Annotated in this window: 16 protein-coding genes; 12 read left to right on the forward strand and 4 right to left on the reverse strand. The window is 65.2% G+C overall.

The window, feature by feature from the left end; translation table 11 throughout:
• The first annotated feature begins 192 nt into the window (after nt 1-192).
• The 7 genes from dapB to recJ all read left to right on the forward strand — a co-directional run bounded on the left by dapB (nt 193) and on the right by recJ (nt 9,153).
• Nucleotides 193-909: a 4-hydroxy-tetrahydrodipicolinate reductase gene (gene dapB, locus ABQ039_RS09035; RefSeq protein WP_102257034.1), complete on the forward strand. Its 717-nt coding sequence runs from the start codon at nt 193-195 to the stop codon at nt 907-909.
• Nucleotides 910-1,149: 240 nt separating this feature from the next.
• Entirely contained in the window at nt 1,150-2,283 is a 1,134-nt protein-coding gene (gene carA, locus ABQ039_RS09040; protein ID WP_024937723.1) for a glutamine-hydrolyzing carbamoyl-phosphate synthase small subunit, read from the forward strand.
• Nucleotides 2,280-2,636 carry a hypothetical protein gene (locus tag ABQ039_RS09045; RefSeq protein WP_065032247.1) on the forward strand — a complete coding sequence of 119 codons (357 nt, stop codon included), beginning with the start codon at nt 2,280-2,282 and terminating at the stop codon, nt 2,634-2,636. Before carA ends, ABQ039_RS09045 begins: the two co-directional genes overlap by 4 nt.
• Nucleotides 2,637-2,750: 114 nt before the next feature.
• Nucleotides 2,751-5,993, forward strand: coding sequence for a carbamoyl-phosphate synthase large subunit (gene carB, locus ABQ039_RS09050; RefSeq protein WP_046342459.1), 3,243 nt, complete (start codon nt 2,751-2,753; stop codon nt 5,991-5,993).
• An 8-nt stretch (nt 5,994-6,001) separates the two neighbouring features.
• Nucleotides 6,002-6,466 carry a transcription elongation factor GreA gene (greA, locus tag ABQ039_RS09055; RefSeq protein ID WP_024937720.1) on the forward strand — a complete coding sequence of 155 codons (465 nt, stop codon included), beginning with the start codon at nt 6,002-6,004 and terminating at the stop codon, nt 6,464-6,466.
• 30 nt (nt 6,467-6,496) lie between these two features.
• Nucleotides 6,497-7,417: a phosphoglycerate mutase gene (locus tag ABQ039_RS09060; RefSeq protein ID WP_104589248.1), complete on the forward strand. Its 921-nt coding sequence runs from the start codon at nt 6,497-6,499 to the stop codon at nt 7,415-7,417.
• Nucleotides 7,414-9,153 (forward strand): single-stranded-DNA-specific exonuclease RecJ, encoded by a 1,740-nt coding sequence (gene recJ / locus ABQ039_RS09065; protein ID WP_065032245.1) that lies wholly within the window; start codon nt 7,414-7,416, stop codon nt 9,151-9,153. Before ABQ039_RS09060 ends, recJ begins: the two co-directional genes overlap by 4 nt.
• 227 nt (nt 9,154-9,380) lie before the next feature.
• Here the strand turns inward: recJ and ABQ039_RS09070 are convergent, their stop codons facing one another.
• Both ABQ039_RS09070 and ABQ039_RS09075 read right to left on the reverse strand, forming a co-directional pair.
• Complete coding sequence (locus ABQ039_RS09070) at nt 9,381-10,418, reverse strand: DUF1176 domain-containing protein (protein WP_046342465.1); 1,038 nt, start codon at nt 10,416-10,418, stop codon at nt 9,381-9,383.
• A gap of 100 nt (nt 10,419-10,518) precedes the next feature.
• Nucleotides 10,519-11,733 carry an acyltransferase family protein gene (locus tag ABQ039_RS09075; protein ID WP_349777925.1) on the reverse strand — a complete coding sequence of 405 codons (1,215 nt, stop codon included), beginning with the start codon at nt 11,731-11,733 and terminating at the stop codon, nt 10,519-10,521.
• Between the two features lie 152 nt (nt 11,734-11,885).
• Between ABQ039_RS09075 and ABQ039_RS09080 the strand changes: the two genes are divergently transcribed.
• From ABQ039_RS09080 to ABQ039_RS09100, 5 genes are all read left to right on the forward strand, one after another.
• Entirely contained in the window at nt 11,886-12,806 is a 921-nt protein-coding gene (locus ABQ039_RS09080) for a LytTR family DNA-binding domain-containing protein (protein ID WP_238601196.1), read from the forward strand.
• Nucleotides 12,807-13,038: 232 nt separating this feature from the next.
• A protein-coding gene (gene prfB / locus ABQ039_RS09085; RefSeq protein WP_102252050.1) for a peptide chain release factor 2 occupies nt 13,039-14,164 on the forward strand; the annotation gives its coding sequence in 2 pieces (ribosomal slippage) (nt 13,039-13,113 and nt 13,115-14,164; 1,125 coding nt in all).
• Between the two features lie 209 nt (nt 14,165-14,373).
• On the forward strand, nt 14,374-15,891 hold the full coding sequence (lysS, locus tag ABQ039_RS09090) for a lysine--tRNA ligase (protein ID WP_046342469.1): 1,518 nt from the start codon (nt 14,374-14,376) through the stop codon (nt 15,889-15,891).
• A 140-nt stretch (nt 15,892-16,031) separates the two neighbouring features.
• On the forward strand, nt 16,032-17,168 hold the full coding sequence (locus ABQ039_RS09095; RefSeq protein ID WP_029219717.1) for an HD-GYP domain-containing protein: 1,137 nt from the start codon (nt 16,032-16,034) through the stop codon (nt 17,166-17,168).
• Nucleotides 17,169-17,205: 37 nt separating this feature from the next.
• Nucleotides 17,206-19,353 carry an ATP-binding protein gene (locus ABQ039_RS09100; protein ID WP_231110660.1) on the forward strand — a complete coding sequence of 716 codons (2,148 nt, stop codon included), beginning with the start codon at nt 17,206-17,208 and terminating at the stop codon, nt 19,351-19,353.
• A 54-nt stretch (nt 19,354-19,407) separates the two neighbouring features.
• Here ABQ039_RS09100 and ABQ039_RS09105 read toward each other — a convergent pair whose 3' ends face one another.
• Nucleotides 19,408-20,277 carry a crotonase/enoyl-CoA hydratase family protein gene (locus tag ABQ039_RS09105; RefSeq protein WP_024937710.1) on the reverse strand — a complete coding sequence of 290 codons (870 nt, stop codon included), beginning with the start codon at nt 20,275-20,277 and terminating at the stop codon, nt 19,408-19,410.
• A 473-nt stretch (nt 20,278-20,750) separates the two neighbouring features.
• On the reverse strand, nt 20,751-22,433 hold the full coding sequence (locus ABQ039_RS09110) for a long-chain fatty acid--CoA ligase (protein ID WP_166771266.1): 1,683 nt from the start codon (nt 22,431-22,433) through the stop codon (nt 20,751-20,753).
• Nucleotides 22,434-22,492 lie beyond the last annotated feature (59 nt).

A 22,492-nucleotide genomic window follows, 5' to 3' on the forward strand; every position in this document is an offset into this window, starting at 1 on the left:
CGGACGCCACCAAGCCAAAGCGCCACAGCACGTAAAACGCGCACACCCGCATCCGCTCTCACGAGTCCCTGATCCCGATTCCCGGCTTTAACGACTCCCCAATCCCGACTCCCCAATCCCAGCTTTTACGATTCCCGATTCCCGATTCCCAGCTATCTTGTACAACCCCATCGCCCAGCTAGGCCTGCCGCCATGACACCGTCTCCTGTGAAAGTTCTGATCCACGGCGCCTCCGGGCGGATGGGCAAGGCATTGCTGCGCCTGGCTGCCGAAGACGAGGCGCTGCACGTCGTCGGTGCGGTGGTGGGGCGCTCGCCTTCGCAGCGCGTGGTGGACGGCGTGCCGTACTTTGCCGCCAGCGAACTCGGCGGTGCGCCGGCCTTCGATGTGGCAATCGACTTCAGCCTGCCGCAGGGCTTCGCACCGATCCTGGCGCTGTGCGCGCAGCGCGGCAAACCGCTGGTGTCCGGCACCACCGGTCTGGATGAGGCGCAGCGCGCCGCGTTGCTGGAGGCCGCGCAACAGATCCCGTTGGTGTGGGCGTCCAACTTCAGCCTGGGCGTTGCGGTGCTGACCGAACTGGTGGAGCGTGCCGCCGGCAGCCTGCCGGGCTGGGATTGCGACATCATCGAGGCGCATCACGTGCACAAGCAGGACGCACCCTCCGGAACCGCACTGACGCTGGGGGAGGCGGCCACCGGCAGCGGCGCGCAGCCGCGCTTTGCCAGCTTGCGCGCCGGCGACATCGTCGGCGAGCACACGGTGCAGTTCACCGGGCTGGGCGAGCGGGTGGAGCTGGTGCACCGCGCCACCAACCGCGACATCTTCGCGCGCGGTGCCCTGCATGCGGCCAAGCGGCTGCTCGGCAAGCCGGCCGGCAGCTATCGCGTGCGCGATCTGGTGCTGTAAGCCGGCGCATCGCCGCGCATGAATGGCGAGTGATCGCGGTGGCGCATTCATCCCGCCATTGCGGTGGCACTGCGGCGACTGGTGTTCTCCAGGCTGGCATGCCGGGGCACTTGCCTTTACAATTCTCGCTTGCCCGAACCAGCGTCGGACCGGTCCTCAGCACCGCGTCCGCGCTTTGCTGCAACCGGAATTTGGCCGGAAGCGCATCGGAGTCCCAGGCAGCCAGAGCGAGACCCCCACGTGACCCAACCCGCAATCCTTGTCCTCGAAGACGGCACCGTGTTCGAGGGCGAATCCGTAGGCGCCAACGGGCTTTCCGTCGGCGAAGTGGTGTTCAACACCGCCATGACCGGTTACCAGGAAGTCCTGACCGATCCCTCCTACGCCCGCCAGATGGTCACGCTGACCTATCCGCATATCGGCAACACCGGCTTTACCGATCAGGATGACGAGGCCAGCAAGATCTGGGCCGCCGGCCTGATCGTGCGTGACGTGCCGCGTCGCCCCAGCAGCTGGCGCAGCGAAGTCGCACTGCCGGAGTGGCTGCAGGCCCGCGGTGTGGTGGCCATTTCCGGCATCGACACCCGCAAGCTGACCCGCCTGTTGCGGCAGAAGGGCGCCCAGAACGGCGCACTGATGGCCGGCGAGATCGATGTCGCCAAGGCGCTGGAAGCCGCGCGCAGCTTCCCCGGCCTGAAGGGCATGGACCTGGCCAAGGTGGTTTCCACCGAGACCAGTTACAGCTGGCAGGAAGGCTCGCTGGATCTGAATTCCGACACCTTCGTGCGCGCCGAGTTGAAGCACAAGGTTGTTGCTTACGATTACGGCGTCAAGCTCAACATCCTGCGCATGCTGGCCGACCGTGGGTGCGACGTCACCGTGGTGCCGGCACGCACGCCGGTGGCCGAGGTGCTGGCGATGAATCCGGACGGCGTGTTCCTGTCCAACGGCCCGGGCGATCCGGAACCCTGCGATTACGCCATCAGCGCCATCCAGGAACTGATCGCCAGGCAGGTGCCCACCTTCGGCATCTGTCTGGGCCATCAGCTGCTGGCGCTGGCCGCCGGCGCCAGCACGGTCAAGATGACCACCGGCCATCACGGCGCCAACCATCCGGTGCAGGATCTGGACGGCGGGCGGGTGATGATCACCTCGCAGAACCATGGCTTTGCGGTCGACGAAAGCACGCTGCCGGCCAATGTGCGGGTGACCCATCGGTCGCTGTTCGATGGCACCAATCAGGGCATCGCGCTGACCGACGCACCGGCGTTCTCGTTCCAGGGCCACCCGGAAGCCTCGCCGGGCCCGCGCGATGTGGGGCCGTTGTTCGACCGGTTCGTGGAGTTGATGGCCAAGGATGCCAAGCGCGCATGAGCGCTCGTTTGATGGGTGTGCTGATCGTGCTGATGGGCGTTGCGCTGACATATTGGGGCGTGTGGATGCCGCTGGAGCAGGCACGCGCTGGCGCACAGTCGATCACGCTGCACGGCGGAATGAAGCTGGCCTTGCTGGTGCCGATGTGCTTCGTTTTCGGTGTCGGCTATGTGGTTGGAGGGGGATCCTTTCACCACCGCATGCAGAACACCGACCCGGACAAGGTACGCCGTTGGGGCAAGACCTCCGGGATCGGCTGGCTGCTGATCCTGGGCAGCTTTGCCGCGTCCTTCGGGCTGTATCAATGGATGCAGCACACCCTGCGCGCCCTCGGCTATGGATCTGCCGGATGAACCCGGCATTCGGCTCTGCCGAGCCGATGCACTATCACGCCGCGTCGCGATGCGATCGCCGCGGCCACTCTTCCGCACCTGCGGCTTGCCGCATGTTCCTAATCGAGTAAAGAAATGCCAAAGCGCACCGACCTAAAAACCATCCTGATCATCGGCGCCGGCCCGATCGTCATCGGCCAGGCCTGCGAGTTCGATTACTCCGGCGCGCAGGCGTGCAAGGCGCTGCGCGACGAGGGCTATCGCGTGGTGCTGGTCAACAGCAATCCGGCCACGATCATGACCGACCCGGACATGGCCGATGCGGTGTACATCGAGCCGATCAACTGGCAGACGGTCGAGAAGATCATCGCCAAGGAAAAGCCCGATGCCCTGCTGCCGACCATGGGCGGGCAGACCGCGCTGAACTGTGCGCTGGATCTGGCCGACCACGGCGTGCTGGAGAAGTACAACGTCGAGCTGATCGGTGCCAAGCGCGAAGCCATCCGTATGGCCGAAGACCGCGAGCTGTTCCGCGTGGCGATGGGCGAGATCGGCCTGGATTGCCCCCGCGCCGAAGTGGCGCACACGCTGGAAGAGGCGCTGGATATCCAGACCCGGGTCGGCTACCCGACCATCATCCGTCCCAGCTTCACCCTGGGCGGCAGCGGCGGCGGCATCGCCTACAACCGCGAAGAGCTGATCGAGATCGTCGGCCGTGGCCTGGAACTGTCGCCGACCACCGAAGTGCTGGTGGAAGAATCGGTGCTGGGCTGGAAGGAATTCGAGATGGAAGTGGTCCGCGACACCGCGGACAACTGCATCATCGTCTGCGCGATCGAAAACCTCGACCCGATGGGCGTGCATACCGGCGACTCGATCACCGTGGCGCCGGCGCAGACGCTGACCGACAAGGAATACCAGCGCCTGCGCGATGCCTCGATCGCGGTGCTGCGCAAGATCGGTGTGGATACCGGCGGCTCCAACGTGCAGTTCGGCATCAGCCCGACCACCGGCCGCGTGGTGGTGATCGAGATGAACCCGCGCGTGTCGCGCTCCTCGGCGCTGGCGTCCAAGGCCACCGGTTTCCCGATCGCCAAGGTCGCCGCCAAGCTGGCGGTGGGCTACACGCTGGACGAATTGAAGAACGAGATCACCGGTGGTCTGACCCCGGCCTCGTTCGAGCCGTCGATCGACTACGTGGTCACCAAGATCCCGCGCTTTGCGTTCGAGAAGTTCCCGCAGGCCGATGCGCGCCTGACCACCCAGATGAAGTCGGTGGGCGAGGTGATGGCGATGGGCCGCACCTTCCAGGAATCGCTGCAGAAGGCGCTGCGTGGCCTGGAAACCGGCAAGATCGGGCTGGACCCGACCGGCCTGGATCTGAGCAGCGAAGACGACATCGCCGCGCTCAAGCGCGAGCTCAAGGCACCGGGCCCGGAGCGTCTGTTCTATGTCGCCGATGCGTTCCGCGCCGGCATGAGCGTGGCCGATGTCTACGCGCTGTCGTTCATCGACCCGTGGTTCCTGGACCAGATCGAAGAACTGATCAGCCACGAGCAGCAGCTGGCCGACGATGGCATGGCCGCACTGGATGCACCGCGTCTGCGCACGCTCAAGCGCGCCGGTTTCTCCGACGCGCGCCTGGCCGAGCTGACCGGCACCAACGAAGAGTCGGTGCGCACGCTGCGGCGCGCGCTCAAAGTGCGCCCGGTCTACAAGCGCGTGGATTCCTGCGCCGCCGAATTCGCCACCAGCACCGCGTATCTGTATTCGACCTACGAGGACGAGTGCGAGGCGCTGCCGACCGACCGCGACAAGATCATGATCCTGGGCGGTGGCCCCAACCGCATCGGCCAGGGCATCGAGTTCGACTACTGCTGCGTGCATGCGGCGCTGGCGCTGCGCGATGACGGCTACGAGACCATCATGGTCAACTGCAACCCGGAGACCGTGTCCACCGATTACGACACCTCCGACCGTCTGTACTTCGAGCCGCTGACGCTGGAAGACGTGCTGGAAATCGTCGAGCTGGAAAAACCCAAGGGCGTGATCGTGCAGTACGGCGGCCAGACCCCGCTGAAGCTGGCGCGCGCGCTGGAAGCCAACGGCGTGCCGGTGATCGGCACCTCGCCCGATTCGATCGATCTGGCCGAGGACCGCGAGCGGTTCCAGCAGCTGGTCGACAAGCTGGGCCTGAAGCAGCCGCCGAACCGCATTGCCCGCAATGCCGAGGAAGCGCTGGTGCTGGCGCGCGAAATCGGCTACCCGCTGGTGGTGCGCCCGAGCTACGTGCTGGGCGGCCGCGCGATGGAAATCGTCTACGGCGAATCCGACCTGGCGCGCTATGTGCGTGACGCGGTCAAGGTCTCCAACGATTCGCCGGTGCTGCTGGACCGCTTCCTCGACAACGCGGTGGAAGTGGACGTGGACATCATTGCCGACAAGGACGGCAACGTGCTGATCGGCGGGCTGATGGAACACATCGAAGAGGCCGGCGTGCATTCGGGCGATTCGTCCTGCTCGCTGCCGCCGTACTCGCTCTCGCCCAAGACCCAGGCCGAGCTGCGCCGTCAGGTGGTGATGCTGGCCGAAGGCCTGAACGTGGTCGGCCTGATGAATACCCAGTTCGCGGTGCAGGTGAACGAGGCCGGCGACGATGTGGTGTTCTTGCTGGAAGTGAACCCGCGTGCCTCGCGCACCGTGCCGTTCGTGTCCAAGGCGATCGGCATGCCGCTGGCCAAGATCGCCGCGCGCTGCATGGCCGGCAAGACGCTGGCCGAGCAGGGCGCCACCAAGGAAATCGTGCCGGGCTATTACTCGGTGAAGGAGGCGATCTTCCCGTTCGCCAAGTTCCAGGGCGTGGACCCGATCCTCGGGCCGGAGATGCGCTCCACCGGTGAGGTGATGGGCGTGGGCCGCAGCTTCAGCGCCGCGTTTGCACGCGCGCAGGAGGCCGGCGGCATCAAGGCCCCGCCGGTGGGCAAGGCGTTCGTGTCGGTGCGCGATCCGGACAAGCAGCGCGTGTTGCCGGTGGCGCAGGCGCTGGTGGAGCGTGGCTATACGCTGGTCGCCACGCGCGGTACCGGTGCCTGGCTGCAGCAGAACGGGCTGAGCTGCGAGATCGTCAACAAGGTCGCCGAAGGGCGCCCGCATATCGTCGATTCGATCAAGAACGGCGAGATCGTGTATATCGTCAACACCACCGAAGGTCGCGCCGCCATCTCCGACTCGTTCTCGATCCGGCGTGAAGCGTTGCAGCATCGCGTGACCTATTCGACCACCGTTGCCGGCGCCAAGGCGCTGGTGCATTCGCTGGAATTCCGCGGCACCGGCCCTGTGTGGTCGCTGCAGGAACTGCACAAGGAGCTGGAAGCATGAGAGCACCCATGACGGCAAAGGGCGCGCAGCGTCTGCGCGAAGAGCTGGACCAGCTGAAGTCGGTCAAGCGTCCGGCGGTGATCAACGCGATCGCCGAAGCGCGCGCGCACGGCGATCTGAAGGAAAACGCCGAATACCACGCCGCGCGCGAGCAGCAGAGCTTCATCGAAGGCCGCATCAAGCAGCTGGAAGGCGAGCTCTCGCATGCCGAGATCATCGACATCACCAAGCTGTCGGCCGGCACCAAGATCGTGTTCGGTGCCACGGTGACGCTGGCCGACACCGAGACCGACGAAGAGAAGCGCTACCAGATCGTTGGCGATCTGGAAGCGGACATCAAGCTGGGCATGATCGCGATCTCCTCGCCGCTGGCGCGTGCGTTGATCGGCAAGCTGGAAGGCGACTCGGTCACCATCGATGCGCCGGCCGGCCAGCGCGAGTACGAAGTGGTCAGCGTTGCCTATCTGGACTGACGGGCCGGGATTGAACGACGCCATCGCCCGATGACCACCGCCACGCTGCTGCTGCCGGAAAAACGCCGCCTGCCCGGTGAACTGGGCGACACGCCGGTGGCGCGCGCGCTGGCGCGTGCCGACCAGCAAGGTGCCGAGCCCGGCGAAGTGGCGCAGTTGCAGCGCCACTTCACGCTGACGCCTGCGCACTGGCCGGTAGCCGCGTTGACCCGCCAGCTCGATGCCGGCGATGCGGCCGGTGCGACCTGGGTGCGTGCCGATCCGGCCTATGTGGTGCCGGATATGCAGGGCGCGCGCTTGATGGGCTACGGCGAGGCGCTCGGCCCCACTGCCGAGGACCTGGCGGTGTTGCTGCCCATCCTCAAGCCGATGTTCGGCGATGCCGGGTTTCTGCTGGATGCGCCCACGCCTGCGCGCTGGTATCTGCGGCTGTCGCCGGATGCCAAGTTGCCGGAGTTCGCGCCACCGGATCTGGCGATCGGCGATGACTTGTTCGAGCATCTGCCGGCCGGCGAGATCGGCCGGCGCTGGCGCGCCTTGCTGACCGAGGCGCAGGTGCTGCTGCATCAACACCCCTGGAACGAGGGCCGCGTGGCCAGCGGCAAACCGGCGATCAATTCGCTGTGGTTCTGGGGCGGCGGCGTGCTGCCGCATGCGGTGAGCTCGCCGCACCGTCAGGTACGCAGCCGCGAATCGCTGCTGCGTGCGCTGGCGCTGGCGGCCGGTGCCGATGCGCAGGGCGAACAACGCGTGGATGCGTTGGTGGACCTGCGCCATCTACGCTCGCTGCAGCAGTTCAGCGACGATGCGGTGGCGCCCTTGCTGGCGGCGATGGCACGTGGCGAACTGGATCGGCTGGTGCTGGATTTCCAGGACGGCGAAACCGTGTCGCTGACGCATGCGCAACGCTGGCGTTTCTGGCGCAAGCCGCGCGTACAGCTGGCGCAATGACCTCCACCCCGCGGATCGTCCGGCGCCCGCCCGGGCAGGCCGGCAGCTGGCCCGATGCCATGTTGCCGCTGCTGCGCCGCATCTATGCCGCGCGCGGCGTCACCGATACCCACGGCGCGCACCCGCGCCTGGGTCAGTTGCTGTCGCCGCAGTTGCTGCACAACAGTGACGTGGCCGCCGAGTTGCTGGCCGATGCGATCGCCCGGCAACGGCGCATCCTGGTGGTGGGCGATTTCGACTGCGATGGCGCCACCGCCTGTGCGGTCGGCGTGCGTGGCTTGCGCATGCTCGGCGCGCTGGATGTGCATCACGCGGTACCCAATCGCATGGTGCATGGCTACGGCCTGTCGCCGGCACTGGTGGAGGAACTGGCCGCATTGCAGCCGGATCTGCTGGTCACGGTCGATCACGGCATCGCCTGCCACGCCGGCGTGGCTGCGGCCAAGGCGCGTGGCTGGACGGTGCTGGTCACCGACCATCACCTGCCTGGCGAGGTATTGCCGCCGGCCGATGCGATCGTCGATCCGAATCTGGCCAACGATCGCTTCCCGAGCAAATCCCTGGCCGGGGTCGGGGTGATCTTCTATGTGCTGATGGCCTTGCGCGGTGTGCTGCGCGCGCGCGGCGCCTTCGCCGAACGCGCCGAGCCGGATCTGTCGGTATTGCTGGACCTGGTGGCAGTCGGCACCGTTGCCGATCTGGTGCCGCTGGACACCAACAACCGGGCGCTGGTGTCGGCCGGCCTGCGCCGCCTGCGCGAGGGCAAGGGTTGCATCGGCCTGCGCGCCTTGATCGATGCCAGCGGCCGCGACGTGGCGCGTCTGAGCGCCAGCGATATCGGATTTGCGTTGGGCCCGCGTCTCAACGCAGCCGGCCGGCTGGAAGACATGGCGCTGGGCATCGAGCTGCTGCTCAGCGAGGACTGGAACCGGGCGCGCGAGATCGCCGGCATGCTGGAAGAGATCAACGCCGAGCGCCGCGCGGTGCAGCAGTTGATGACCGACGATGCCGAGCAGGCCGTCACCAAGGTGGTGCTCGATGCCGATGGCGCGCTGCCGATCGCCGCGTGCCTGTTCGATGCCGACTGGCACCCGGGCGTGATCGGCCTGGTCGCCTCCAAGCTCAAGGACCGCCTGCATCGTCCGGTAATTGCATTGGCGCCGGCCGAGCCGGGTAGCAGCCAGCTGCGCGGTTCGGCACGTTCGATCCCCGGTCTGCATATCCGCGATGTGCTGGCGGCAGTGGATGCGCGCCACCCGGGCCTGATCCAGAAGTTCGGCGGGCATGCGATGGCCGCCGGGCTGAGTCTGGAGCATGCCGCGCTGGCGACCTTCGAACAGGCATTCCAGCGCCAGGTGCAGGCGATGGTCGACGCCTCGCTGCTGCATGCCGAATTGCACAGCGATGGCGAACTGGCCGCGCACGAACTCGATCACCTGCATGCCGAGGCGCTGCGCGTGGCCGGGCCGTGGGGGCAGGGCTTTCCCGAGCCGCTGTTCGATGGTCAGTTCGAAGTGCTGCAATGGCGCCTGCTCAAGGAACGCCATCTCAAGCTCACCCTGCGCTGCGCCGGCCGCGCCGAACCGCTCAACGCCATCCACTTCAACGGCTGGCGCGGCAGCGAGCCGGCACGCATGGTGCGGCTGGCGTACCGCCTGGTCAGCGACGACTATCGCGGCGGCACCGCAGTGCAGTTGATCGTCGAGCATTGCGAGCCGGCGACAGTCACTGGCTGAGCGCGCGGCTGTCAATCGCGGGCTTCGGCAGGGGCGACAGCGCGGCTCTGCAGCCAGGCTTCACATCAACCGCTCTGTACGGGACGGCGCACCCACAGCCGGCATGTACGTGGTGGTACATGCCGCAAGTAGCGCCTGCCTGATGATGGCGGCAAAGTAGTTTCGTTCGTCGCTCAAGGTGTCTTGCAAGACAGTGCAAGCGCACGCTCGCACCGTCCTCGCCCCGGTCAGGGCGCCTTCTTGACTTCGGTCACCAAGGTCGGCAATTCCCACGCCCCGCCAGCGGCCACCAGCCGGCACAGGCCGGAGGTGGATTTGGAGGTCGGCACAAAACGGCGGCCGTCCCAGGTCCAGCTGGCCTCGCTGTAGCAGTCGCCCAGGCCGCGGCCCTTCTGCGATTCAAGGATAGTGGAACCGTCGATATCGCTGGCGTGCGTGGTCACCAACGTCGGCGCGAACGGCGCGCGTGCATTGATGACCCAGAAACCGGTGCCGACGTTGTAGGCGCCCATCCAGCAGTCGGTCGAGACCAGCAGTTTGTCGCTGCTGAGCCGGGTAACCGTCAGCGGCTCGGCTGCATCGCCGGCCTGCAGCCCCTTGCATTCCTCATCGGCCGGCAAGCTGGCGCGCAGTGCTTGGTAGAGCGCCGGCAGCGTGCCCAGGCGCGCATCGGCCGCTTGCGTTACTGCGAGTTTGACCGCACGCACCTGGGGTGCCGGCACGGCCGGCAGCACCGCAGCGTCGTCGCGATCGCCCTTACGCACCAGTGCGCCGCGCGTGCCCAGCCGGCCCTGGAACTCGTCCATCTTCAGCAGCACCGCCGCGGCGCCGCGATCGGACAGCTGCCAGCGGCGACCATCGTTGCCGACCGCCACGATCTTGCTGCTGCGGGTCAGTGCGGCCAACAGCGCGGTCACCTGCGCGCTGGTCAGCGGTGCAGTGCCGCTGTCGCGATTCAGTGCCAGCTTGCCCAGGTCGCGCTGGTCGATGCGCAAGGTGAGCGATGCCGGCATCTTGAGCTCGTCGTACTGGCCCAGCACCAACTCGGCGGTGACCTGCTGCCCCGCACCGGCCTTGCGCGTCAGCAAGACCGACACAGGCGTGCTGCCGTCGTCATCCGGCTGATAACCGGCAGCGCGGCAGGTGCGGGTGTTGTCGCAGGCGATGGTCCAGTCCTGGTGATCGAAGGCGATGCCGACCGGCGCATCGGCAAGGGCGGCGACGGGTGCGAGCAACAAGGTGGCGGCGAGCAGGGTAGGGCGCATGGTGTCTTCGAAAGAGCGTATCCGGCGGGCATCTTGCGTTGCTGCCGACGGGCCGTCCAGTACGTCGCATGCCGAAGCGGGACACGCCTGCGCAACATTTTCATGACGGCACCGGCACGCTGTCGGTCTTGCCCGCCAGGCGCGGCCTGCGTGCACGCAATCCGAACAAGGGACGCAACCAGCGCACCCGGCGGATCGCAAACTCATGCAACGCCAGGCAGCCGATCACGGTGGCGGCGAGTACCAGCGCCGGCTCCAACCAGGCATTCAGATGCAGGGGCATCAGCCAGTACAGCGTCACGATGATCAGGCTCTGGTGCAGGATGTACCACGGGAACACCGCCTCCGTGCAGTACGGCAGCCAGCGGAACGGGCGATTCAATCGAAGCCTCGCCCAGCCAAGAATCGTCAGCAGCGCCAGCCAGGTGTAGGCGGCACGTGCGCTGTGTTCGATCGCCTCCCGCGGCAGCGCGGCCAGCGGTGCACCCAGGTGCGCAGTCTGCCCCTGGATGCTGGCATAGCGAATGCCCAGTTCGGTGCCGATCGCCACCAGCGCGGCGACCAAGGTGAGCCAGCGCAGTTGTACGGCCAGCTGCCAGAAGCGCTCGCGGCGTGCCAGCAGATACCCCAGGACGAACAGCGGGAACGATTCGGCGTGCACGAACCAGTCGCCAAACAGCGCGTGGGTGGGCGGATGCCGCGGCATCACCCACAGCACGCAGAACGCTTCCCACAGCATCGGCAACAGCAGCAGTGCCGGCACCGCCAGCGCGGCGGGCAAGCGCGGCCACGCGGCCAACCGCAGCGGTCGGGTCAGCGATACCAGCGCCATCAAGGCGATGGTGTAGGGCAGCAGATAGGCCAGATACCAGAGATGGTTCCAGGTGATGCCGTGCTGCCAGCCATCGAAGCTGCCGGCCGGCCATGGCCGCACCTGCCAGTAGCGCAACAGGAAGCTGCCGAAGCCCGGGCTGACCTTGCCGTTGCTCACACCCTGGCAATAAGCCTGCACCGCGACCACCACGAACATGCCGAACAACAGCGGCGGCAGCAATCGCCCACAGCGCTGCAGGGCGAAGCGCCAGGGCCTGGCCTGCGGCCGCGCCAGCCCGATCGCGATGCCGGAGATCATGAACAGCAGGGGCATCCGCCAGCGGTTGAGCACGATCATCGGCCATTGCAGCCACTGCGCGGTGTGCACGCTCTTGAGGTGGAAATCCCAGTCGGCCACATAGGCCATGCCCACGTGGTAGAGGATCAGCAGTGCGAAGGCGAAGACGCGCAAGGCATCGATATCGTGACGGCGTTCGGTCATGGTGGTGTCGGCAGGAGGCATACCCGCATCCTCGGCAACGCAGGCCCCAAGCAGCTGCGCCAAGGGCGGCAATGCCGTCCCCGAGTGACCAGTTGCGGTCCCACAGGGACGAACCGGGGACGGCAAACGGGCGGTTTGCATAGAATGCGCGGATGAATTCACCTGTGTCCGGGGCTATCGCACACCAGACCGACAGCGATGCCAGCGCGGGCAGGCGCTGGGTAGCGTTGATCTGGCTGCTGGTTTTCTATGGCAGTGCGCTGGGCAACACCGCGAGCACATGGCTGGCGGCACGGCGCGACGGTCAGCCGCTGCTGCTGTGGCAGGTGCTGACCTGGGAGCTGAGCAGCGCGACCGTCTCACTGCTGCTCTTGCCGCCGCTGATCTGGCTCTGCACGCGTTGGCCACTGCATGCCGATGTCTGGCGGCGGCGCGTTCCTCTTTATCTTGCGGCCGCACTCGTCTGGTGGCTGCTGCACGTGAGCGGCATGGTGCTGCTGCGCAAGCTGGTCTATCTGGCGGTCGGTGCGCACTACGATTTCGGTGCCTTGCGGTTGCAGTGGCTGTACGAACTCTCCAAGGATCTGCGCACCTTTGCCCTGCTGGTGGCGCTACGGCATGCGCTGGCATGGTATGGCCGGCGTCGGCAGGGCGAGGCACATCTGCTGGCCGCCCCGGACGAGGGCCCGCCGGTCGAGCCGCTGGACCGTCCGGAACGTTTTCTGGTGCGCAAGCTGGGGCGCGACTTCCTGGTCGCCACCGCCGACATCGAATGGATCCAGGCGTCGGGCAACTACGTCAATCTGCATGTGCGCGGCCACGATTACCCGCTGCGCAGCACGATGGCCGCGATCGAGGCCAGGCTCGATCCGGCCGTGTTCGTGCGCATCCACCGCAGCTATCTGGTGCAGCTGGCACGCGTACAGGCGATCGAGCCGCTGGAATCCGGCGACGCCCGCGTGCACCTGGCCGACGCCACCGTGCTGCCGTGCAGTCGCCGTTACCTGGCCGCGTTACGGGCGATGGCAGGGCAGGCGCCTACGCCGCAGCGTGTCGAGGCCGCACAGGGCTGACGGTTGTCCAGGCTGTCAGCCCTGCGATCGCACCGAGGGCTTTGCAGTGGCAGATGGGCCCAGGCGCTCGTCATCTGAGCCGCCTCCTGGCTGCCTTGTTCCGGTCTGAGCTTGCAGTGCTGGCCATGACGTCCACCGCCGGCACGAAACTGCGGCCCGTCACGATCGCCACCGCGTTCCGCCACCGTCGCCCGCTTGCTAAACTAGCCAGCTTGTTTGCCGGAAGTCCGTCATGATCGAAACCAATCCGATCCGCCAGCGCATCACCGATCTCAACGATCGCGTGCTCTCGCTCAGGGGGTATCTTTGACTACGACGTCAAGAAAGAGCGTCTAGAAGAAGTCAGCCGGGAGCTTGAGAGCCCCGATGTGTGGAACGACGCCGAGCGCGCGCAGGCCCTGGGCCGCGAACGCTCGCTGCTGGAAAAGACCGTCATCGGCATCGCCGATGTGCTGGCCGGCCTGAGCGATGCGGCCGATCTGCTGGAACTGGCCGAAAGCGAGCAGGACGAGGACACCGCGGTGGCGGTGATCGCCGATCTGGACAAGTACCAGACCCATGTCGAGAAGCTGGAATTCCAGCGCATGTTCTCCGGCCAGATGGACGGCGCCAACGCGTTCGTCGACATCCAGGCCGGCGCTGGCGGCACCGAGGCGCAGGACTGGGCCGAAATCCTGTTGCGCATGTACCTGCGCTGGGCCGAGTCGCGCGGCTGGAAGACCGAGCTGATGGAAGTGTCAGGCGGCGAAGTGGCGGGCATCAAGTCGGCCACGATCCGCATCGAGGGCGAGTACGCCTATGGCTGGCTGAAGACCGAGATCGGCGTGCACCGGCTGGTGCGCAAGTCGCCGTTCGATTCGGACAACCGCCGGCATACCAGCTTCACCTCGGTGTTCGTGTCGCCGGAAGTGGACGACAACATCGAGATCGACATCAACCCGGCCGACCTGCGGACCGACGTGTATCGCTCATCGGGCGCCGGTGGCCAGCACGTCAACAAGACCGAATCGGCGGTGCGCATCACGCATATTCCGACCAATACCGTGGTCGCCTGCCAGACCGGCCGCAGCCAGCACCAGAACCGCGACAACGCGATGAAGATGCTGGCCGCCAAGTTGTATGAGCTGGAAGTGCAGAAGCGCAACGTCGAGCGCGACGCGCTGGAAGCCACCAAGTCCGACATCGGCTGGGGCAGCCAGATCCGCAACTACGTGCTCGACCAGAGTCGCATCAAGGATCTGCGCACCGGCATCGAACGCAGCGACACGCAGAAAGTGCTGGACGGCGACCTGGACGAATTTGTCGAGGCCAGCCTCAAGGCCGGTCTGGCGGCAGGCTCCAAGCGCCTGGATGCCTGATCGCTGCAAGACCTCGCCGCGCCTGCCGCGCGGCGACGTGTTCCTCGCCCGCTGCGGCAGCTACAGCGCTACCGGCCCGGCACATCGTCACGCAGTCCCGTCGCGCCGTGCAGTTGTCACCGATACACCGTAAAACGCAGGAACCGGCCAGCCCGGTTCCGCATTCTCCACCGGGCACGCGCCCGACCTATCGCAGACCGATTCCCGCCATGACCGAGCAGACCCCCGCGCCGCAGATCCCCGCCGACGAGAACAGCCTCATCGCCGAGCGTCGCGCGAAACTGGGCGCGTTGCGCGGCCAGGGCATCGCCTATCCCAACGATTTCGTGCGCGAACACTTCGCCGGCGATCTGCAGGCCGAATTTGCCGATGCCGACACCTGGACCTCCGAGGCACTGGAAGCAAGCGGCCGTACGGTCAGGATGGCCGGCCGCCTGATGGCCAAGCGGGTGATGGGCAAGGCCAGCTTTGCGCAGATCCAGGACGAGTCCGGGCGCGTGCAGCTGTTCCTGCAGGGCAATGTGCTGGGCGATGCCTATGCCGCGTTCAAGGGCTGGGATGTCGGCGACATCGTGGCGGTGGAGGGCGGGCTGACCCGCACCAAGACCGGCGAGCTGTCGGTCAAGGCCAGTGCGTTGCGCCTGCTGACCAAGTCGCTGCGTCCGTTGCCGGACAAGTGGCACGGCCTGTCGGACGTGGAGCAGCGCTATCGCCAGCGTTACGTCGATCTGATCGTCACCCCGGAGGCGCGCGAGGTCTTCATCAAGCGCTCCAGGATCATCCGCGCGATCCGCGCCTGGCTGGATACGCGCCGCTTCCTGGAAGTGGAAACGCCGATGATGCATTACATCCCCGGTGGCGCCACCGCCAAGCCGTTCACCACCCACCACAACGCGCTGGATCTGGACCTGTACCTGCGCGTGGCGCCGGAGCTGTACCTCAAGCGGCTGGTGGTCGGTGGGCTGGAGCGGGTCTACGAGATCAACCGCAACTTCCGCAACGAGGGCGTGTCGACCCGGCACAACCCCGAGTTCACCATGCTCGAGCTCTACGAGGCCTATGCCACGTACCACGAGATCATGGACCTGACCGAGCAGGTGATCCGCGACACCGCGCAGTCGGTACTGGGCACCGCCCAGGTGAACTGGGACGGCGCCGCCATTGATCTGGCGCCGGCTTTCCGGCGCTGGCGCATGGATGAGGCCGTTCGTCACCACAATCCGGAGATCAGCGCGGCCGATTGCACCGATCGCGATGCGCTGCTGCGCCATTGCGAGCGGCTGAAGATCAAGGTCAAGCCGTCCTACGGCTGGGGCAAGTTGCTGCTGGAAATCTTCGAGGCCACCGTGGAACACACCCTGGTGCAGCCGACCTTCATCACCGACCACCCGGTCGAGGTGTCGCCGCTGGCGCGTTCCAGCGACACCGAGCCGGGGTACACCGACCGCTTCGAGCTGTTCATCAACGGCAAAGAGCTCGCCAATGGCTTCTCTGAGCTCAACGACCCGGAAGACCAGGCCGCGCGCTTCCAGGCGCAGGTGCAGGCCAAGGACGGTGGAGACGACGAAGCGATGCATTACGACGCCGATTACATCCGTGCGTTGGAGTACGGCATGGCGCCGACCGGCGGCCTGGGCATCGGTATCGACCGGCTGGTGATGCTGCTGACCGGCAGCACCTCGATCCGCGATGTGCTGCTGTTCCCGTATATGCGTCCGGAAGCCTGATCTTTTTTGTGCCGTCGGCGTGCCGACGGCACAGATACTGCATATGCTAGAGCGGAGCCCCGAATGGCGTATCGTCGGGGGAGTCGGCACAGCGGCCGGCGTCATCGCTTTTCCGTTCTCGGGATAGAGGAGCAACGGCTATGCAGGATGTTTTGGGTAATCTTGCCGGCGTATCGTCGGCGGATCCATCGGGAAGCTGGTCGGAAAAGGCGGATCTGGGATTGAACATCGTCATTGTCGATGACCAGATGTCTGCGCGGACGATGCTGCGCCACGTCATCGAGGACATCGCACCGGAGTTGAAAGTCTACGATTTCGGTGACCCGCTCGACGCGCTGGCGTGGTGCGAGGCCGGACGGGTGGATCTGTTGCTGCTCGACTACCGCATGCCCGGCATGGATGGGCTGGAGTTCGCCCGGCGTCTGCGCCGGCTGCCCAGCCATCGCGATATTCCGATCATCCTGATCACCATCGTCGGCGACGAGCCGATCCGCCAGGCGGCGCTGGAAGCGGGCGTGATCGATTTCCTGGTCAAGCCGATCCGCCCGCGCGAACTGCGTGCGCGCTGCGCCAATTTGCTGCAGCTGCGTCAGCAGAGCGAAAGCGTCAAGCAACGCGCACTGTCGCTGGAGCAGCGTCTGCTGGCCAGCATGAACGAGGTCGAGGAGCGCGAACGCGAGACGCTGTCGCGGCTGGCGCGTGCCATCGAGTACCGCGATTCGGGCACCAGCGCCTTCCTGGAGCGCATGTCGCACGTGGCCGGCCTGATCGCCGAGCAGCTCGGCTTGTCGGAAGAAGAAGTGCGCATCATCGAGATGGCCGCACCGCTGCACGACATGGGCAAGATCGCCATTCCCGATGCGGTGCTGCTCAAGCCGGGCAAGCTCACCGACGACGAGATGAGCATCATGAAGCGGCATCCGCGGATCGGCTACGAGCTGCTCAGCGGCAGCCAGAACCGCTTCATCCAGGTCGGCGCCCTGATCGCGCTGCGTCACCACGAGCGCTACGACGGCACCGGCTATCCGGATGGACTGGTGGGCGAGGCGATTCCGCTGGAAGCGCGCATCGTGGCGGTGGCCGACGTCTTCGACGCACTGTTGTCGCCGCGCCCGTACAAGGAGGCCTGGACCATGGACGCCGCGCTGGCTTATCTCTACGCACAACGCGGTCGCCTGTTCGACCCACGCTGTGTGGATGCGCTGCTGCGCGGTCGCGCGCAGCTGGACCAGATCTGCGGCGAATTCTCGACCGCATCGGCACGACCCGGGGTGTAAGGCTATGAATCCGTTCGGAAGGATCCGGCAGCGGTTGATGAATCGACCTGACAGCGAACATGGCCAGGCGATCGTCCGCATCGTTCTGATCAGCCTGATCCTGTCGTATGTCCTCGTGCCGAGCGTCCGGCACAGCTTGCCGCTGCACCAGCACACCGGTGTCTTGGTCATCGTGCTGACAGGCCTCGGGCTTGGCCTGGCGTTGTTTGGATGGCTGCTGTGGCGACCCGACCGCTCGGATGCGCGTCGCATCCTGGGCATGCTGGCCGATTACGGGTTGATGGCGGCCGGCATGATCCAGATGGGCGAGCCGCTGGCCTGGGTCTATGTCGTGGTGATGTGGGTCACCGTCGGTAACGGCCTGCGCTACGGCAACCGCTATCTGTATCTTGCGGTGGCAATGGCGGTGGTGAGCTTTTCCACGACGCTGTCGATGACCGAATATTGGCAACGTAACCAGCGCCTTGGGGTCGGGCTTGCGGTTGGTCTGGCCGCCGTTCCGCTGTATTTCTCAAGTCTGCTGCGGCAGTTGACCCGTGCAACCGCCGAGGCGCGCCGCGCCAGCGAGGCCAAGAGCCGCTTTCTGGCCAACATGAGTCACGAGTTTCGGACACCGTTGAACGGTCTGTCCGGCATGACCGAAGTATTGGCAACGACGCAGCTGGACGATGAGCAGCGCGAATGCCTGAAAACCATTCAAGCCTCCACACGCAGTCTGCTGGCGCTGGTGGAGGAGGTGCTGGACATCTCGGCCATCGAAGCTGGCAAGCTGCGGATCAACGCGTCCGACTTTGCAGTGCATGACACCTTGCAGGCAATCGGTCTGATCCTGGAGCCGCAGGCCAAGGCCAAGGGCTTGCGTTATCAGGCAACTATCGCTGCAGATGTCCCTCCCCGCGTGCACGGGGATGCGGGACATCTGCAGCAGATCCTGCTCAATCTGGTCGGCAATGCGGTCAAGTTCACCGACCACGGCAGTGTCCAGTTGAAGGTGGCGGCCACCGAGGCCAGTGGCCGCGCTGGTGTGCTGCTCCGTTTTGAAGTGCTCGATACCGGGATCGGTGTGCCGGTCGATATGCGTCCGCGTTTGTTCGAGGCGTTCGAACAGGCGGACACCGGACTGGCGCGCCGGTTCGAAGGCAGCGGCCTCGGAACGACGATCGCCAGGGGGCTGGTGCAGTCGATGGGTGGCGCGATCGGGTTTGAGGAAAATCCCGAAGGCGGCAGCTTGTTCTGGTTTGAACTGCCGTTCGGCCTGGCAACCGCCAAGCCTGCAGCTACTCCATCGCCTGTGCTGCATGAGACGGAGTCCACCACCATACCGGGCAACGTGATTGCGTTTGCCGATCCGTTCCTACGTCACCGTGCCCGCGTGCGTAGCATGCAGATCCTGGTGGCAGACGACCATCTGGCAAATCGCCTCGTGCTGCAGCGGCTGCTGCAAAAAGCAGGGCATCGCGTGACCTGTGTTGATGGCGGCGAAGCCGTTCTGGATGCGTTGGCCGAAGCCGACTACGACGCGGCCATCGTCGACCTGCACATGCCTGGTGTCAGCGGTCTGGACATGTTGAAGCAGCTGAGGGTCATGCAGGCCGGTGGTAAGCCGGGAACCCCGATCGTGGTATTGAGCGCTGATGTCACCCCCGAGTCGATTCGCAGCTGCGAACAGGCGGGCGCCTATGCATTCCTGGCCAAGCCGGTGGCGGCGATCAAGTTGCTGGATACGCTGGCCGAAATCGCCGTCAACCAGAAGCTGCGTCAGACCGATCTGAGCATTGGTACCCGTAGCGCGGCCCCAAGCGGCGCAGTCCTCGATCCTGCCGTGCTCGACGAGCTGGCGGAACTGGGGATGGGAAATGAGTTCGAACGCGAGTTCATTCAACAATGTCTCAGCGATGCTGCGGCATGTGTTGTCCAGCTCGGTAAGGCGGCGGCGGACGGAGACTGGGCACGTCTACGCGAGCATGCTCACGCGGTCAAAGGTGTTTCCAGCAATCTCGGGCTGGTGATGTTGGCCGAACAGGGTGGTGAGTTAATGCGCCTGCCGGAAGCGCAGCTGCGAGCAGAATGGAGTCAAAGACTGGAGCAGCTGAAGAATGGTTTGAAGCTTGGGCGCGAGGCGCTCGCCCAGCGTGCTCAAAATAAGTCCGACGGAGGCGTCAGCGGGAATGGCGACCGTGGGTAAGCGAAGCCCGGCAATAGGCCGGGCCTGATTCCCCCAGTATTGGATCCACCAAAATCAGGCGACTCCCGCGCCTGCGCGGCGGTTCTGTGCTTTGACCAAACGGTCCATCGTGCGCAGTGATTTCTCACTGAGTGCCAGGGCCGTGTCTACCCAGACTTCGGTGATGCGCAGCAATTCCTCGTAAGGCACCGCCTGCGCGAGGTTGCGTGCGGCGTTCATCGCCAGATAGGAGTGGGAGATGCGCTTTTGCTGGCGAATCAGCGTTTCTGTGGCAACCACGCCTTGGCCCTTCGGTACGAGTACGTCCACGATCCCCATCGCATGCATTTCTTCGCTGCTGTAAATGCGTCCATCGAGAATGATTTTTTCCGCCAGATGGGGCGAAACGCGACGGCACAGGAAGGAATACGCGCCCATGCCCGGAAACAGGCCGAACAGGACCTCGGGCAGTCCCATGCCGATGCCTTCCTCGGCCACGATGGTATGGCAGGCCAGGGCCATCTCCAGCCCGCCTCCCAATGCATCGCCCTGCAGCAGCGCAATGCTGCGCACGTCCCCACCGAAGCCGGTATGCAGGTGATGGACGCCTTCCACGCAGCGAATCGCATACCGCATGAGTTGCTCGCGATTCTGTTCGCGGATCAAGCGTGCGAACAGGTCCAGATCGCCACCGAGATTGAAGGCGTCCGCGTCGGAGGCGAGTACGAAATGGCGCAGTTCCCCGCTGCGTCGCTCATGCGGGGCGCGGGTGATGGAGCCCATGACATCCCAGATGTCTTCCAGTAACTCAGGACTGCAGCAGGGACGTATGCCAAAAGGCGCATCGGCATGCATGAACAACCAGTGGGTGCCGTCAGCAGCCGAAGAATCGACCCGAATGGTGGAGTGGGGACGACCGAGGGAAATCTTTTCAATCGTGTTCATGGGCGTGATCCTGGAAAAGCCCGCAGTGGGAGAGTGAACGCCGGCGGGCGCGCGCGATCCACTCCGAATCGATGCTACACCGGCACTATCTCCATGAACGCAGAGGGCTTCCTTTCTATCCGGTGAGCCCTATGACCTGAATCTTTCAGTGAATTTCCGCAAGCAAAAGTAGTTTATTGTGAATTGCACATTCTTGAAATTATGTGTTCCGTGATTCTGCGTTCCGGGTCCACCGAAGTACTCCCTGGGGGACTGGCATGAGCTTTAAAACGCATGGTATTTCCATGCATCGGAACGGCGCAGATAACCAAGTGCAAATCGGCCCTTATTCCGGCGCGCGCGTCGTCGCACGCTGGCCGTCCGAAACGAACGTTCCGTCCGAAGCGTGCAAAAACAAACGCCCGCAAGCCTGGCGGCAGTACGGGCGTTGGATGACAGCCGGGTGGCTGTCGATCTGCGCTGGCGTAGGTGGATTAGCCCTTGGGCGTATCCCGCAATTCGCGGCGCAGGATTTTGCCGACGTTGGTTTTCGGCAGTTCCTTGCGGAACTCGATCACTCGCGGCTGCTTGTAGCCGGTCAGGTTGGCGCGGCAGTGCGCCTTGACGGCGTCGGCGGTCAGGGCAGGGTCTTTCTTCACGATGACGGCCTTGACGATCTCGCCGGACTTCTCGTCCGGTACGCCGACGGCGGCCACTTCCAGCACGCCGGGCATCTCGGCAATCACGTCCTCGATCTCGTTCGGATACACGTTGAAGCCGGACACCAGGATCATGTCCTTCTTGCGGTCGACGATGTAGACGAAGCCCTGTTCGTCCATCCGCGCGATATCACCGGTATGCAGCCAGCCGTCGGCATCCATGACCTTGGCGGTTTCTTCGGGCTTCTTCCAGTAGCCCTTCATCACCTGCGGACCCTTGATGCACAGCTCGCCGATCTCGCCCAATGGCAGCGCCGCGCCGGCGTCGTCCTTGATGCAGGCATCGGTGGACGGAATCGGCAGGCCGATCGAGCCGTTGTAGTCCTTCAGGTCCATCGGGTTGATGCACGCGGCCGGCGAGGTTTCGGTCAGGCCGTAGGCCTCGACCAGGGTCAGGCCGGTGACTTTTTTCCAGCGTTCGGCGACCGAACGTTGCACCGCCATGCCGCCGCCCAGGGTCATCTTGAGCGAGGAGAAATCCACCTGATCGAAGCCGGGGGTATTGAGCAGGCCGTTGAACAGCGTGTTGACCCCGGTGAAGGCGGTGAAGCGGGTTTTCTTCAGTTCCTTGACGAAGCCGGGCATGTCGCGCGGATTGCTGATCAGGTGATTGCAGCCGCCGATCTTCATGAAGACCAGGCCGTTGGCCGTCAATGCGAAGATGTGGTACAGCGGCAGCGCGGTGATCACCACCTCGGCGCCTTCTTCCAGCTTGCCGGTGCCGGCAAGCCACTGATGGGCCTGCTGCATGTTGGCCACCAGATTGCGGTGGGTGAGCATCGCGCCCTTGGCCACGCCGGTGGTGCCGCCGGTGTACTGCAGGAAGGCGATGTCGTCGGGCTCGATCTGCAAGGTCGGCACGCTGTGCTTGCGGCCCAGCGCCAGTGCGTCGCGGAAACGGATCGCGCCATTGATGCGGTAATCGGGCACCAGCTTCTTGACGTACTTGACGACGAAATTGACCAGCGCCGCTTTCGGGAAGCCGAGCATGTCGCCCAGCCCGGTGGTGATCACCTGCTTGACCGGGGTGTCGGCGATGACCTGCTGCACGGTGGTGCCGAAGTTGTCGATCACCACCAGCACGCTGGCGCCGGAGTCGATCAGCTGATGCTTCAGCTCGCGCGGGGTGTACAGCGGATTGACGTTGACCACGGTCAGGCCGGCACGCAGGATGCCGAAGGTGGCGACCGGATACTGCAGGCAGTTGGGCATCATCAGGGCGACGCGGTCGCCTTTCTTCAACTGCAGTTCGCCAAGCAGATAGGCGGCGAACTGTTCGACCAGTTGGTCAGCTTCGCGATAGGTGATGGTCTTGCCGAAGCTGTGATACGCGGGGCGGTCGGCAAACCGCTTGACCGAGGTGGCGAACACCTCGGCCACGGTACGGAACTGCTCCAGATCGATCTCGGCGGCGACGCCGGCCGGATAACTTTGCAACCAAGGACGTGCCTGATTCATCTGCCCCCCTCCAGGGTATTCGGTACGTGACGCGGTGTGTTCCACGGCACTACAACAGC

Source organism: Xanthomonas sp. WHRI 6108, from assembly GCF_040202385.2.
Classification (GTDB): Bacteria; Pseudomonadota; Gammaproteobacteria; order Xanthomonadales; family Xanthomonadaceae; genus Xanthomonas; species Xanthomonas arboricola.